Origin of the sequence: Micromonospora sp. NPDC005710, from assembly GCF_040630995.1 — a bacterium.
Classification (GTDB): domain Bacteria; phylum Actinomycetota; class Actinomycetes; order Mycobacteriales; family Micromonosporaceae; genus Micromonospora.
Window position 1 is genome coordinate 24,112 of the sequence record NZ_JBEXYP010000012.1, and the last position, 14,575, is coordinate 38,686.

The window sequence follows — 14,575 nt, forward strand, 5'->3', positions numbered from 1 at the left end:
TGACGGGAACCTCTTGATCACCGGGCATGGCAGGGCGGGGCAGGGTGGGGGTGGGGTAGGGGTGGGGTGGGACCGGGCGGGACCGGGCGGGACCGGTAGGGGTGACAGGTGGGGTGTTGACTTGGGTATTCGCTGGGTGAATAGTGGGCCGAGTGTCCACGCCGCATGTTCTGCTCGGGTTGCTCGCCGGGGGCAGCCGACACGGGTATGAGCTGAAGCGTGCGCACGACGAGCGGCTGCCACGGGCTCGGCCACTGGCCTTCGGGCAGGTCTACGCCACCCTCGGTCGTCTCGAACGCGACGGGCTCGTCGTCGCCGCCGGGCAGGACCGGGTGGGCGGGCCGGATCGCACCGCCTACGCGCTGACCGACCAGGGTCGGGACGCGCTGGACCAGTGGTTGTCCACCGTAGAGTCGCCCATGCCGTACGTGGCGAGCACGCTCTTCGCCAAGGTCGTGGTGGCGCTGCTGGTCGCCGACGTCGACCGGGCTCAGTCGTACCTGATCGCCCAGCGGGCCGCGCACACCGCACGGCTGCGGGAGCTGACGGTGGTCAAGGCCGACAGGGCCGCCACCCTCAGCGACGTGGTCGCTGCCGATTTCGCGATCGCCCACCTCGACGCGGATCTGCGGTGGCTGCACGCCACCCTGAGCCGGGTCGCCGACTGGCACCGGGAGGTGCATCCGTGACGCAACTCCAGGCCCGCGGCGTGGTGCGGGCGTACGGCCCGACGCCCGCACTGCGCGGTGTGACGCTCGACGTGGCCGAGGGCGAGATCGTCGCCGTCACCGGGCCGAGCGGCTGCGGCAAGTCGACACTGCTGCACTGCCTGGCCGGGATCCTCCGGCCGGACGTCGGCGAGGTCACCTGGCGCGGGCAGCGCATCGACACCTGGTCGGAGGCGGCCCGGTCCCGGCTGCGGCGCACCGAGTTCGGGGTGCTGTTCCAGTTCGGTCAACTGGTGGCCGAGTTGACTGCAGTGGAGAACGTCGCTCTTCCTCTGCTCCTCGCCGGCACGGGGCGGCGAGAGGCACGGACGGCGGCGTTCACCTGGCTGGAGCGGTTCGGGGTGGCCGAGGTGGCTGATATCCGGCCGGGTCAGATGTCCGGGGGGCAGCAGCAGCGCGTTGCCACGGCGCGGGCGTTGGTGACCGAGCCGCGGATGCTCTTCGCCGACGAACCGACCGGGGCACTGGACACGCTCACCGGCGAGCAGGTCCTCACCCAACTGGTCCGGCTGGCGCGGGAGCAGCGCACCGCCGTCGTGCTGGTCACGCACGAGCCGCGAGTCGCCGCGTACGCCGATCGGGAGGTCGTGTTGCGCGACGGCCTGGTGGACCACACCGGCCTGGGGCTCGACGTGCCGCTGGCCGGCGGTGCCCGGTGAGACCGACGACGCTGGTCCGCCTCGCGCTCGCCGGCACCCGTACCGACACCGCCCGGGTGGTGCTCACGGCGCTCAGCGCACTGCTGGCCACCCTGGCCGGGCTGGCGGCGCTCACCGTGTTGGCCATCCCCACACCACTGGCGACTGACGACAACCGGAACAGGTGGTCGGAGCAGTACCACAACGCTCTGCTCGTGGAGCCCGGGTTGCGTGGCGGCACGGCGTTCGCGCTGCTGACGCTGATGATCCCGGTGCTGGCGTTGGCCGGTCAGTGCGCCCGGCTCGGCGCGCCGGCACGGGACCGCCGGCTGGCCGCGCTGCGGTTGGCGGGTGCCACTCCGGGTCAGGTCACCAGACTCGTGGTGGTGGAGACCGGCGTGGCCGCTCTGCTCGGCACGCTCGTCGGGCTGGGTGTCTACCTGGTGGGTCGCGACCTGCTGCACCGCCCGGACGCTCGGGGTCAACTGGCCCTGCCCACCGACGTGCTGCCGTCGCCCGGCGCGGTAATCGGTGTGGTTCTCGGTCTGCCGGTCGTCGCGGCGCTGGCCACCGCCCTGATGGTGCGGAAGGTCACCACCAGCCCGCTCGGGGTGAGTCGTAAGGCCCCCCGTGAGCGCGGGCCGGGGCCATGGGCCGGGCTCCTGATCGGGTTCGGCGTGGTCTCGTTCGCGCTCGTCAACCCGGTGCTGTCTCGGATCGACACCAGGACGGAGGTGGCCTGGCTGGTGCCGCTGTTGTTCACGGTGGGTGCGTTTGCGGCGATGATCGGTGTGGTGATCGGCACCGGCTGGATCTCGTACCACTGTGGGGTGTTGCTGCGTCGACACGCCCGCCGTGCCTCGGCACTGCTCGCGGCGGGCCGGCTGATGGCCGACCCGTGGGCGGGTAGCCGCACGTTCGCGGCGCTGCTCGCCGCCCTGATCTTCGGCGGGGGTGCGGCCGCCCAACGTGCCTACTTCGCCACGAAGGACCAGATCGAGCGGGAGCAGAGCAGTCTCGCCGGTGCGGACGGAGGCGCCAACCCCTTCTACCTGTCGACGATGGATCTCGTCGACGGCGCGATCGCCGTGGCCATCCTGATCGCGGCGGGCGGCTTGATCGTCGCGCTGGTCGAGGGGATCGTCGCCCGACGCCGCGCCTACGCCGCACTTGTCGCCACCGGGGTGCCCCGCGCCACGTTGGGCCGTTCGGTGGCCTGGCAGGCGTTGGTGCCGGCGGTGCCGGCGATCCTGCTCGCGCTCACAGTGGGCACGCTGCTCGGCCGAGGAATGGGAATGGGGAGGGAGGTGTCAGCGGGCGGCGGGTCGACGTTGATCTGCGAGGCCACCGCCGCGCTCTGCGACGACCCTGCCACCCGGGACCAGTACTCCCGGATCGTGTATCACCCCGAGGTGCAGCGAGCTGTTCCCGTACCCCTGGAGCACCTGGCGTGGCTCGGTGCCGGCGCCCTGGCGGCGGTGCTGGTCACCGTCGGTGTCGGCCTGCTCTTCCTGCGCGCCAGCACCGCACTGGACGAACTGCGGACGACCTGAACCGTTCGGTACGGGTCAGGCGCTCAGCAGACCGGAGGACAGCGCGATGAGCGTGCCGACCACAGCCGAGCAACAGCAGACCAGCAGCCCGGCGACCACGGCGAGGATCAGCCAGACCCGGCGGTCCCGTGCCACCGCCGCCACGCTCGGTCGGCGGACCTCCCCGTCGGCTTCGCCGTCACCATCGCCAGCCTCGGTCACCTCGGAAGTCTAGGCCGCGACATCCGCCGCGATCCGCGAACGGCAGGTGTGGTCTCCCCGAGCCGCCGACGAGACCACCCCCACCACCGGACGCGACCACACCCGACCGATCAGGCGCGGCCGAAGCGGTCCAGGACCCAGGCGTTGATGAACGCCTCCTCGCGCCAGGAGTCGTACCGGCCACTCGGGCCGCCGTGCCCGGCGCCCATCTCGGTCTTCAGCAGGTAGTCGCCGCCCGGGGCGACCGCCCGCAGGCGCGCGATCCACTTCGCCGGCTCCGAGTAGAGCACCCGGGTGTCGTTGAGGCTGGTCACGGCGAGGATCGCCGGATAGTCGACGGCGGCGACGTTCTCGTACGGCGTGTAGGACTTCATGTACGCGTACACCTCGGGGTCGTCGAGCGGGTTGCCCCACTCCTCCCACTCGGTGACCGTCAGCGGCAGCGACGGGTCGAGGATCGACGTGAGTGCGTCCACGAACGGCACCTGCGCCACGATCCCGGTGAACGCGTCCGGCGCGAGGTTCGCCACCGCGCCCATCAGCAGACCACCGGCCGAGGCGCCCCGGGCGACCAGCCGGTCGCTGGCCGTCCAGCCGGCCTTGACGAGGTGCCTGGCGCACGCCACGAAATCGGTGAAGGTGTTCTTCTTGGCCAGCAGCTTGCCCTGGTCGTACCACCGTCGGCCCAGCTCGCCGCCGCCCCTGATGTGCGCCACCGCGAAGACGACACCTCGGTCCAGCAGGGACAGTCGGGCCACCGAGAACCACGGGTCCATGCTGGCCTCGTACGAGCCGTAGCCGTACAGCTCGCAGGGTGCGGACCCGTCGCGGGGAGTGCCGACCCGGCAGACCAGCGAGATCGGCACCCGGGTGCCGTCGTCGGCGAGCGCCCAGTCGCGGTGCTGCTCGTACTCGGCCGGGTCGTACGGTCGTCCGTCCGGCCCGGGCAGCACCGGCTTCTGCTTGAGCAGCACCATCTGCCGGGTGATCAGGTCGAAGTCGTACACCGAGTCGGGGGTGATCAGCGAGGAGTAGCGCAGCCGGACCTGACCGGTGCGGTACTCCGGGTTGGCGTCCAACCCGACGCTGTACAGGGGCTCCGGGAAGTCGATGTCGTACCCGTCGTCGCTGCCCACCGGCAGCACCCGCAGCCCGGTGAGCCCGTCGGTGCGCAGCGACACCACCAGGTGGTTGGCGAAGGCGTCGACCGCCTCCAGCCGGGTGCCGGGGGTGTGCTCGATGAGAGGCACCCAGTCACCCGGTACGTCCGCCGAGGTGAACGCCAGCGCGAAGTCCTCCGCGCCGTCGTTGTGCAGGATCAGGAAGCGGTGGCCGTGGTGCTCCACAGTGTATTCGACACCCTGCCGACGGGGTGCGATCACGGCCGGCGCACCGGTCGGGTTGCCGGCGGGGATCACCAGCACCTCGCTCGTCACCTTGCTGTGGACGTCGATGAGGATGAACTTCTCCGACCGGGTGAGCTCCACCCCCACCCAGAACCGCTCGTCGTCCTCCTGGTGGACCACCACGTCGTCGGCGGCGGCGGAGCCGACGGTGTGCCGCCAGACCCGGTTCGGCCGCCACGCGTCGTCCACAGTCACGTAGAACAGCACCGAGGCGTCGGTCGACCAGGCCGTGCCGTAGAACGTGTCAGGCACCTCGTCGGGCAGCAACTCGCCGGTGGTGAGGTCCTTCACCCGCAGGGTGAACCGCTCGTCGCCGGAGAAGTCGGTGGAGTAGGCCAGCCAGCGACCGTCCGGGCTGACGTCGAACGCGCCGAGCGAGAAGAAGTCGTGCCCCTCGGCCAGCAGGTTGCCGTCGAGAAGCACCTCCTCACCGTCGAGCGGGGCGCCGTCAGCGCTCACCGGCGGGTCGGTCTCCCCGTCGCGGACCGCCCGGCGGCACTGCACCCCGTACTGCTGCCCCTCGACCGTCCGGGTGTAGTACCAGTGCCCGCCCTTGCGGGTCGGCACCGACAGGTCGGTCTCCTGGGTGCGTCGGCGAGTCTCCTCGAACAGGTCGGCGCGCAGGTCGGCCAGGTGGGCCGTGCGCGCGTCGGTGTACTCGTTCTCGGCGGTCAGGTAGGCGATCGTCTCCGGGTCGTCCTTGGTGGCGAGCCAGGAGTATTCGTCGACGACTGTGTCGCCGTGGTGGGTGCGCTCGCTGGGCACCCGCTTCGCCGCGGGCGGGGCAGTCTCGGTGGTCACGGCGGCCACGTTACCGGCCGGCAGCCGCAGTGCGCCGGAGCAGCGGCATCCGGATAGCGGCCACCACTGCTTTCGTACACATGTACGATAGCCGGCATGGCGGCAGCAGCGAGTTCCCTCGGCCGGTCCGGAGCCCTCGAGATAACCCGGCGGTTGGCGGCGATCTGCGGTCCACCCTTCTCCCGGCTGGCCGGCCCTGCCGACGAGGTGGCCGGCCGGACGGCCCGCTGGGTGGCCGTTCCGGGCGGCCCGCACGCCGCCGCCGAGGTGCTGCGGCTGGCGGCCAAGCACGACCTGGCGGTGGTGCCCCGAGGTGCGGGCACGAAGATCGACTGGGGTGCCACTCCGGTCCAGGTCGACATCCTGCTCGACACCGGCCGACTGGCCGGCATCGGTCACGAGCCGGTCGACTCGTTGGTGACCGACGTCGGGGCCGGGACCCCGCTGCGGGCGGTGCAGGCCACCCTGGAGCGCACCGGGCACCGGCTCGCCATGGACGCGCCGTCACCCGGCGCGACTCTGGGTGGCGTGCTCGCCGCCGGCGAGGCCGGTCCGCTGCGCCACCGTCACGGCAGCCCTTGCGACCAACTGCTCGGTGTGCGCTACCTGGCCGCCGACGGCGAGCTGACGAGCGCCGGCGGTGGCGCCCCCGGCCTCGACCTGGCCCGCCTTCTGTGCGGCTCCCAGGGCGCGCTCGGCGTGCTGGTCTCGGCGAGCCTGCGGGTGCAGCCGGTCCCGGCGAGCCGGCTCTGGGTGTCCCGCCCGGTGTGGACGCCACTGGAGGTGCACGACCTGATCCGGGCGATCCTCGCCGCCCGGCTGGAGCCGTCGGCCATCGAGCTTGACCTGCCCGGAAGCACGCCCCGCCCCCGTACGCCGTACCCGCCCGGCCACCCGTCGGCCACCGCCCGGGAGCGCCATCCGTCGATGTCCGGCCGGGCCGGTGCCCCGTCCCGGGCCGGCAGCCTGGTGGTGCTGCTGGAAGGCGGCCCCGCCGACGTCACCGAGCGCGCCGAGCGGCTGGTCGGCCTGCTGCACGGGGAGGCGACGATCGCCCACTCCGCGCCGACGTGGTGGCGCCGCTACCCGTTCGCGCCCGGCGACACGGCGCTGCGACTGGAGGTGCCGATCGGCGACCTGCACGCCGCCGTCTACGCGCTGCGCGACGCGGCCGGCGCGCCGGTGCCGGTGCGCGGTTCCGCCGGGCTGGGCGTGGTGCACGCGGCGTTGCCCGGGGCGCTGGCGGCCGACCGGGTGGCGTCCATCCTGGCCGCCGTTCGAGGGGTGCTGCTGGCCCGGCAGGGTCGCTGCGTGGTGGTCTCCGCTCCGGCGGCGGTCCGCCAGGCGGTCGACCTCTGGGGTGAGCTGGCGGGCCTGGCCCAGCTGCGGGCCGCGAAGCGGCACCTCGATCCGGAGCACCGGCTCGCACCCGGGCGACTCCCCGGCGGCCTGTGAGGCCGGAGCCGGCCGCTGAGCCGCCGGCCGCCGCCGGCCGAGCCAGGTCAGTCCAGCCACCACCGGTGGACGTCCAGCAGCGGCGGGGTGAGACGGGCCACCAGCACCAGCACGCTGCCCGCCGCGCCGGCGAGCAGCAGTGACGTGGTGGCCCGGGGCAGAGCCTCCCGTTCCCGGGCGACAAGCGCCACCGCGACGATCGCCAACGGCAACCCAAGCACCGCACCCGTCAGGTAGAGCACGGCCACCACGGGATGGAACATCCCGAAGAAGGTGATGTCCTTCGGGTCGTACGCGCCGGTCAGCATCTCGGCCGGGCCGATGCCGGCGCTCGTCATCCGGCCGACGTACAGCAGCACCACGGCGAGGAACCCGCCGGTGGTCGCGAACTGCGCGACGATCAGGGTGCGGACGAATGGCCGGGGGTGGGGGGTGACCTGCGCGGCGCTCGTCATGGCCGTCAATCTACCGAGCGGACCCGAAACCCGTGGACCGTGCGGCGGTCAGGCGGCGTCGTTGCGAAGCACCAGGACGGCGATGTCGTCCCGGGGTGGCTCGACCGAGAAGTTGATCGCCGCGGCGCGCAGCCGGGCGGCCACCACGTCGGCCGAGTATCCGGCCAGGGGTGCGGCAGCGTCGCGCAGCCGGTCGGTGCCGAACAACTCCCGACCGTGCCGCCGCTCGGTGACGCCGTCGGTGTAGAAGATCAGCGAGTCGCCCGGTGCGAGCGTGATCTCCGCCGTCGGCGAGGTGATCGTGTCGAGCAGGCCGAGCGCGGTGCCGCCGGTGCCGACGAACCCGGCGCCGCCCGCCGCCTGCAACAGCACCGGCCGGTCGTGCCCGGCGAGGTGCAGCGACACGTCCAACTGGTCGCCCTCGCCCGGCCCGACCGCTGCCAGCGCCAGCGTGCAGTAGCGGCCGCCACCGCGCTCGACAAGCGTCTCGTTGAGCCGAGCCAGCGCCTCCGGCAACGGCTTGCCGTCGCCGACCAGCACCCGGATCACGTCCCGGACCAGCCCGGTCACCGCGGCGGCCTGGACACCCTTGCCCGAGACGTCGCCGATCACCACCAACCAGCGCCCGTCGGGCAGCGGCACCACGTCGTAGAAGTCGCCCCCCACCTCGGCGTCGTCACCGGTCGGGACGTACTCGGCGGCGAAACCGATGCCGTCCACGAGCGGCAGCACCGGCGGCAGCAGGGACTGCTGGAGCGTCTGCGCCACCCGGCGACGTTCGGCGTGGATGCGGGCGTTCTCGATGGCCAACGCGGCCCGCCGGGCCACGTCCTCCAGCACGGCCACCTCGTCCGGGTCGTGCCGGTGCCGTTGGTGCCGCCCCACCGCGAGGGTGCCGAGCCGCTGCCCGCGGGCGATCAGCGGAACCGCGAAACCCTCCATCGGCCCGCCCAGCGGGATCTGCGCCGCGCTGCGGGACGCCTCCCGCAGGCGCGCCGGGATCGAATCCGGCCCGGTCTCCGCCAGCACCTTGTGCAGCTGCGGAAGCATCGACTCGTCGGCGTGGCTGGCCGCCGCCAGCCGCAACCGGCCCCACTCGTCGGTGGTGTGCACCGCGCACCACTGACCGAGTCGCGGCACCACCAACTGCGGCACCAACGCCATGGTCAGGTCAACGTCCAACGACTGGGCCAGCAGTTCGCTCGCCTCGGCCAGGAACGTCAGCCACACCTGCCGGCGGAGGTCGGCCCGGCGCAGCCGGTCGTTCTCCAGGTGCAGCGACAGCCGCTCGGCGGTGAGCACCGCCAACGGTTGGGCGTACGCCGACGGCGCGGCGTCCAACTCTAGCTCTCCGGCGTACGGGCGGTGCACAGTGAGCGGCACCCGGAGCAGCTCACTGCCGGGGCGGGCCGGTCGACCGAAGCGGGCCAGCACCTGGCTGCCCTGCCCGTCGCCACGGTCCAGCCGGATGGTGCCGCCGGCCGCGCCCACCATCTCGGCGACCCGGCTGAGCAGGCTGGTGGCGAAGTCGGGTAACGGGTCGTCCCCGTACAGGTCGGGGGCGGTCTGCATCAGTTCGCTCATCGCGCTGGCGCTCGGCGCGGAGCCGTCGGTGCTGGTCCACGAGCCGGCATTGGCCGGTGTCGACCGGCCGACGGTGCCCGCTGTGGGCGGGTCGACACCGGGACGGTCCAGCCGGAACCAGACGCCCTTTCCGGTGGGCAGGTACGTGGTGCCCCAGCGGCTGGCGAAGTGGTCGACGAGCAGCAGGCCCCGGCCCCGCACGGAGACCTCGTTGATCTCGGTAGTGTCGTTGCGGTCGCCGACGGTCAGATCGTCGCCGGAACCGGGGGCGAAGTCGGAGACGGTGACCGTCAGCCCGATCTCGTCGGCGACGACCTCGATGTCCAGTTCGGTGCGGGCGTGTTCGACGGCGTTCGTGGTCAGCTCGGTGGTGAGCAGCAGCGCCTCGTTGGCCAGTTCGTCCAGGTGTGACTCGGTCAACACCGAGCGGACCACGGCGCGGGCGGCGGCCGGCGTGCGGCGGTCGGCGGGCAGCCGGACACGCCGGACGGCCCCGTCCAGGGCCCCGGCCGCCGCGGCCCCCGCCTCGCCTGACACCCCCGTATCCTCCACCGTCCCCGGCCGGGTGCCAAGCCGATCACGGTTCGCGGGCTGTCGCGTCGGTCAGCGGCGCGGGCGGCGGCGTGCGGGTGGGCGCGTCGAATCGACAGGTCCGGGAGTCGGGCGAGGTTTGCGGCAGGTCGTGCCGGCGCGTCGCCGATCGGGCGGGTCGGGCAGGCGATCGGTCCCACCCGGCGGGTCGCGTGCCCTGGCACTGCGGCGCGCGCGGGCACAATATGGGGTGCCGGTGTGTCCGCACGGACCGGCGCCCCCCGAGTTGAGCGAGGAATGATGACCACGGCGAAGCAGTCGGTGGCGGATCCGTCCGCGTCCGACCACGAGGCGCTCCTCGGTGAGTTGGCCGAGGCACTGCGACGGATCGGTCGCGGTGACCTGAAGGTCCGGCTTCCCCGCCGTGCCGGAGCGGCCGGTGAGGTGGCGGACGCCTTCAACGAGGTGGTCTCGCTCCAGGAGCGGCAGTACCTGGACCTGCGGCGGATCAGCCGGATCGTCGGCCGCGACGGTCGGCTCACCGAGCGGCTCGACGACGAGGGGCTGGACGGCTCCTGGGCGGAGGGGCAGCGGGCGATCAACTCGCTCATCGACGACCTGGGTCGACCGACCACCGAGATCGCCCGGGTGATCGTGGCGGTCGCCGATGGTGACCTGTCCCAGCACATGGCGTTGGAGATCGACGGTCGGCCGCTGCGCGGTGAGTACCTGCGCATCGGGCGCACAGTGAACACGATGGTCGACCAGCTGTCGTCGTTCTCGAACGAGGTGACCCGGGTGGCCCGTGAGGTGGGCACCGAGGGCAAGTTGGGTGGTCAGGCCGACGTGCGGGGCGTCGCCGGCACCTGGAAGGACCTCACCGACTCGGTGAACACCATGGCGTCGAACCTGACCGGCCAGGTGCGGTCGATCTCGCAGGTGGCGACGGCGGTGGCGAAGGGCGACCTGTCGCAGAAGATCACGGTCAGCGCGCGTGGTGAGGTCGCCGAGTTGGCCGCGACGATGAACTACCTCACCGACACGCTGCGGCTCTTCGCCGAGCAGGTGACCCGGGTGGCCCGCGAGGTGGGCACCGAGGGCAAGCTGGGCGGGCAAGCCGAGGTGCCGAACGTGGCGGGCACCTGGAAGGACCTGACCGACAGCGTCAACTCGATGGCGTCGAACCTGACCGCCCAGGTCCGTAACATCGCGCAGGTCTCCACGGCAGTGGCGCGCGGTGACCTGTCGCAGAAGATCACGGTGGCGGCGCAGGGCGAGATCCTGGAGCTGAAGGACACCGTCAACACGATGGTGGACCAGTTGTCGTCGTTCGCCGACGAGGTGACGCGGGTGGCCCGTGAGGTGGGCATCGAGGGCAAGTTGGGTGGTCAGGCCCAGGTGCGCGGCGTCTCCGGCACCTGGCGGGACCTCACCGAGAACGTGAACCAGTTGGCCGGCAACCTGACCAGCCAGGTCCGCAACATCTCGCAGGTCTCCACGGCGGTGGCGAAGGGCGACCTGAGCCAGAAGATCACCGTCGACGCCCAGGGCGAGATCCTGGAGCTGAAGAACACCGTCAACACGATGGTGGACCAGTTGTCGTCGTTCGCCGACGAGGTCACGCGGGTGGCCCGCGAGGTGGGCACCGAGGGCAACCTGGGCGGTCAGGCGCAGGTGAAGGGCGTGTCCGGCACGTGGCGTGACCTGACCGACAACGTGAACTCGATGGCGTCGAACCTGACCAGCCAGGTCCGCAACATCGCCTCGGTGACCACGGCGGTGGCGAAGGGTGACCTGTCGCAGAAGATCACGGTGGACGCGCGGGGCGAGATCCTGGAGCTGAAGTCGACTGTCAACACGATGGTGGACCAGTTGTCGTCGTTCGCCGACGAGGTGACCCGGGTGGCCCGTGAGGTGGGCACCGAGGGCAAGCTCGGTGGTCAGGCGCAGGTACGCGGGGTCGCCGGCACCTGGCGTGACCTGACCGACAACGTGAACTCGATGGCCTCGAACCTGACCGCCCAGGTGCGGAACATTGCCCAGGTCTCCACCGCGGTGGCGAAGGGTGACCTGTCGCAGAAGATCACTGTGGACGCGCGGGGCGAGATCCTGGAGCTGAAGTCGACTGTCAACACGATGGTGGACCAGTTGTCGTCGTTCGCCGACGAGGTGACCCGGGTGGCCCGCGAGGTGGGCACCGAGGGCAAGCTCGGTGGTCAGGCGCAGGTGAAGGGGGTTTCCGGCACCTGGCGTGACCTGACCGACAACGTGAACTCGATGGCGTCGAACCTGACCAGCCAGGTCCGCAACATCGCCTCGGTGACCACCGCCGTGGCGAAGGGTGACCTGTCGCAGAAGATCACTGTGGACGCCCAGGGCGAGATCCTGGAGCTGAAGTCGACTGTCAACACGATGGTCGACCAGCTGTCGTCGTTCGCCGACGAGGTCACGCGGGTGGCCCGCGAGGTCGGCATCGAGGGCAAGCTCGGTGGTCAGGCGCAGGTGAAGGGCGTCTCCGGCACCTGGCGCGACCTCACCGAGAACGTCAATCAGCTCGCCTCGACGCTCACCACGCAGTTGCGGGCCATCGCCCAGGTGTCCACGTCGGTGACCCGCGGCGACCTGACCCAGCGGATCGCCGTCAAGGCGCAGGGCGAGGTCGCCGAGCTGAAGGACAACATCAACCAGATGATCGTCACCCTCCGGGAGACGACCAAGAAGAACGCCGAGCAGGGCTGGCTGGACTCCAACCTGGCCCGGATCGGCGGCCTGTTGCAGGGCCAGCGCGACCTCGGCGAGGTCTGCCGCATGATCATGACGGAGGTGACCCCGCTGGTCGACGCCCAGCTCGGGGCCTTCTTCCTGGCCGACGACGCCGACGGCAGCATGCGGCTGAAGTTGACCTCCTCGTACGGGTACGTGGCACGGGGGCACGACGTCACCTTCGGGCCGGGCGAGGGGCTGGTCGGGCAGACCGCGCTCTCCCGGCGCACCATCCGGGTCAGCGCCTCCCCGAACAGCCGGCTCACCCTCCGCTCGGGTCTGGCCGAGACACCCCCGTCCGACCTGGTGGTGCTCCCCGTCCTGTTCGAGGGTGAGCTGCTCGGGGTGATCGAGTTCGCGAGCGTGTCGGCCTTCTCCGAGCTGCACCTGTCGTTCCTGGAGCGGCTGGTGCTCACCATCGGCATCGCCGTCAACACCATCCAGGCCAACCGGCGTACGGAGGAGTTGCTGGCCCAGTCGCAGCGGCTGGCGCACGAGATGCAGGAGCAGTCGGCGGAGTTGCAGCGCACCAACGCCGAGCTGGAGGAGAAGGCCACGCTGCTGTCCGAGCAGAAGGGCAACATCGAGACGAAGAACCGGGAGATCGAGCTGGCGCGGCTGGGCCTGGAGGAGAAGGCGCAGCAGCTGACCCGGGCGTCGGCGTACAAGTCGGAGTTCCTGGCCAACATGAGCCACGAGTTGCGCACCCCGCTGAACTCGTTGTTGCTGCTGGCCCGGCTGTTGGCGGAGAACTCGGAGCAGAACCTCAGCCCGAAGCAGATCGAGTTCGCGCGGACCATCCACGGGTCCGGCTCGGACCTGCTGCGCCTGATCGACGACATCCTCGACCTGTCCAAGATCGAGGCGGGTCGGATGGACGTCGAGCCGACCGAGGTCCGCTTCACCGAGCTGCGCGGCTACGTCGAGCAGGCGTTCGCGCCGCAGGCCGAGGAGAAGAACCTCGACTTCCAGGTACGCGTGAGCAAGGATCTGCCGCCGGCGTTGGTGACCGACGCGCAGCGGTTGCAGCAGATCCTGCGCAACCTGCTCTCCAACGCGGTGAAGTTCACCGACAACGGCGCTGTGACGTTGCGGATCGCCCCGGCCGCGGAGAACGCCATCTTCGACGTGCCGGCGTTGACGAACGCCCAGCAGGTCATCGCGTTCACCGTCATCGACACCGGGATCGGCATCTCCGACGACAAGCTGTCGATCATCTTCGAGGCGTTCCAGCAGGCCGACGGCACGACCAGTCGCCGCTACGGCGGCACCGGCCTGGGCCTGTCGATCAGCCGTGATCTGGCCCGACTGATCGGTGGCACCATCACCGTCTCGTCCGCTCCCGGGCAGGGCTCGACCTTCACCCTGTTCGTGCCGCAGGTGCTGGCCCCGGACGCCGTGGTCGCGCCCCAGGCGCCGTCTCCGCAGCGTGCCGGCCTGCCGTCGTCGCTGCTGATGCCGCCGCTGGAACTGCTGCCGGAGAGGCCGGAGGCGCCTGTCACCCGTCAACTGGACGGCGCCACCGTGTTGATCGTGGATGACGACGTCCGGAACGTCTTCGCCTTGACCAGCGCGTTGGAGCTGCACGGGATGACCGTGCTGTACTCGGACAACGGGGCGGACGGTGTCCGCCTGCTGGCCGAGCATCCGGAGGTGGACATCGTGCTGATGGACGCCATGATGCCGGACCAGGACGGTTACGAGACGACCCGTCAGATTCGCCGTAACCACCGGTTCGCCGACCTTCCGGTGGTCTTCCTGACCGCGAAGGCGATGCCGGGGGACCGCGAGTCGGCGCTCGCTGCCGGGGGCAGCGACTACATCACCAAGCCGGTCGACCTGGACGACCTGATCGAACTGATGTCGTCCTGGATCAACGGCAGCCGGACCGAGGAGACCTCGTGACCCAGATCGCCAAGGCGCTGCTCGTGGACGACCGTCGGCAGAACCTGACGGCCCTGGAGGCGATCCTCCAGGGCCTGCCGGTTCAGTCCGTTGCGGTGGAGAGCGGTGAGGCGGCGCTCAAGCAGTTGCTGGTGGACGACTTCGCGGTGATCCTGTTGGACGCGCAGATGCCCGACATGGACGGCTTCGAGACGGCGAGTCACATCAAGCGCCGCGAACGGACCCGGCACGTGCCGATCATCTTCCTCACCGCCGCCGACCGGGACGCCCAGCTCGCTCTTCGCGGCTACCAGGTGGGTGCCGTGGACTACCTCACGAAGCCGTTCGACCCGTGGGTGCTGCGGGCCAAGGTGTCGGTCTTCGTCGAGCTGTGGGTGAAGACCCGGCAGTTGGCCACCCAGTCGGATCTGGTGCGGGAGCGTGACAACCAGTGGCGTCGGCTCACCGACGCGGTCGACGAGGCGACCGCGTTGTTGCGCTCGGACGACCCGGAGGTCCGTGACCGTGCGGTACGGATGCTCGAACAGGCCCGCTGGGGCAACACCGCCTGACGGC

Annotated in this window: 10 protein-coding genes; 6 read left to right on the forward strand and 4 right to left on the reverse strand. The window is 71.2% G+C overall.

Going from position 1 to position 14,575, the window contains the following annotated elements; all coding sequences use genetic code 11:
• Window positions 1–152: 152 nt before the first annotated feature.
• Genes ABZ406_RS17740 through ABZ406_RS17750 form a run of 3 tightly spaced genes read left to right on the forward strand, consistent with a single transcriptional unit; the run spans window position 153 to window position 2,919 of the window.
• Complete coding sequence (locus ABZ406_RS17740; protein ID WP_357762394.1) at window positions 153–689, forward strand: PadR family transcriptional regulator; 537 nt, start codon at window positions 153–155, stop codon at window positions 687–689.
• On the forward strand, window positions 686–1,387 hold the full coding sequence (locus tag ABZ406_RS17745; RefSeq protein WP_357762398.1) for an ABC transporter ATP-binding protein: 702 nt from the start codon (window positions 686–688) through the stop codon (window positions 1,385–1,387). The genes ABZ406_RS17740 and ABZ406_RS17745 overlap by 4 nt, the downstream gene beginning before the upstream one ends.
• Window positions 1,384–2,919 (forward strand): ABC transporter permease, encoded by a 1,536-nt coding sequence (locus tag ABZ406_RS17750; protein ID WP_357762401.1) that lies wholly within the window; start codon window positions 1,384–1,386, stop codon window positions 2,917–2,919. Before ABZ406_RS17745 ends, ABZ406_RS17750 begins: the two co-directional genes overlap by 4 nt.
• Before the next feature lie 15 nt (window positions 2,920–2,934).
• Here the strand turns inward: ABZ406_RS17750 and ABZ406_RS17755 are convergent, their stop codons facing one another.
• Both ABZ406_RS17755 and ABZ406_RS17760 read right to left on the reverse strand, forming a co-directional pair.
• Window positions 2,935–3,120, reverse strand: a complete 186-nt coding sequence (locus tag ABZ406_RS17755) for a hypothetical protein (RefSeq protein WP_357762404.1) — start codon at window positions 3,118–3,120, stop codon at window positions 2,935–2,937.
• 110 nt (window positions 3,121–3,230) lie between these two features.
• A complete protein-coding gene (locus ABZ406_RS17760) occupies window positions 3,231–5,327 on the reverse strand; it encodes a S9 family peptidase (RefSeq protein WP_357762407.1) in 2,097 nt (698 codons plus the stop codon).
• Between the two features lie 96 nt (window positions 5,328–5,423).
• On the opposite strand from ABZ406_RS17760, the gene ABZ406_RS17765 reads away from it, so the two are divergent.
• A complete protein-coding gene (locus tag ABZ406_RS17765; protein ID WP_357762409.1) occupies window positions 5,424–6,782 on the forward strand; it encodes an FAD-binding oxidoreductase in 1,359 nt (452 codons plus the stop codon).
• 47 nt (window positions 6,783–6,829) lie between these two features.
• Here ABZ406_RS17765 and ABZ406_RS17770 read toward each other — a convergent pair whose 3' ends face one another.
• Both ABZ406_RS17770 and ABZ406_RS17775 read right to left on the reverse strand, forming a co-directional pair.
• The gene (locus ABZ406_RS17770) at window positions 6,830–7,237 is read right to left on the reverse strand and encodes a hypothetical protein (RefSeq protein ID WP_357762412.1); all 408 of its coding nucleotides are present in this window, start codon (window positions 7,235–7,237) and stop codon (window positions 6,830–6,832) included.
• A 48-nt stretch (window positions 7,238–7,285) separates the two neighbouring features.
• Entirely contained in the window at window positions 7,286–9,358 is a 2,073-nt protein-coding gene (locus ABZ406_RS17775) for a SpoIIE family protein phosphatase (protein ID WP_357762415.1), read from the reverse strand.
• Window positions 9,359–9,652: 294 nt separating this feature from the next.
• On the opposite strand from ABZ406_RS17775, the gene ABZ406_RS17780 reads away from it, so the two are divergent.
• A complete protein-coding gene (locus ABZ406_RS17780) occupies window positions 9,653–14,020 on the forward strand; it encodes a HAMP domain-containing protein (RefSeq protein ID WP_357762418.1) in 4,368 nt (1,455 codons plus the stop codon).
• Window positions 14,017–14,571, forward strand: a complete 555-nt coding sequence (locus ABZ406_RS17785; protein WP_357762421.1) for a response regulator — start codon at window positions 14,017–14,019, stop codon at window positions 14,569–14,571. Before ABZ406_RS17780 ends, ABZ406_RS17785 begins: the two co-directional genes overlap by 4 nt.
• Window positions 14,572–14,575 lie beyond the last annotated feature (4 nt).

Coding starts and splice junctions, on each gene's coding strand:
- ABZ406_RS17765 (WP_357762409.1), top strand. CDS start 5,424: ATGGCGGCAGCAGCGAGTTCCCTCGGCCGGTCCGGAGCCCTCGAGATA.
- ABZ406_RS17770 (WP_357762412.1), bottom strand. CDS start 7,237: ATGACGAGCGCCGCGCAGGTCACCCCCCACCCCCGGCCATTCGTCCGC.
- ABZ406_RS17780 (WP_357762418.1), top strand. CDS start 9,653: ATGACCACGGCGAAGCAGTCGGTGGCGGATCCGTCCGCGTCCGACCAC.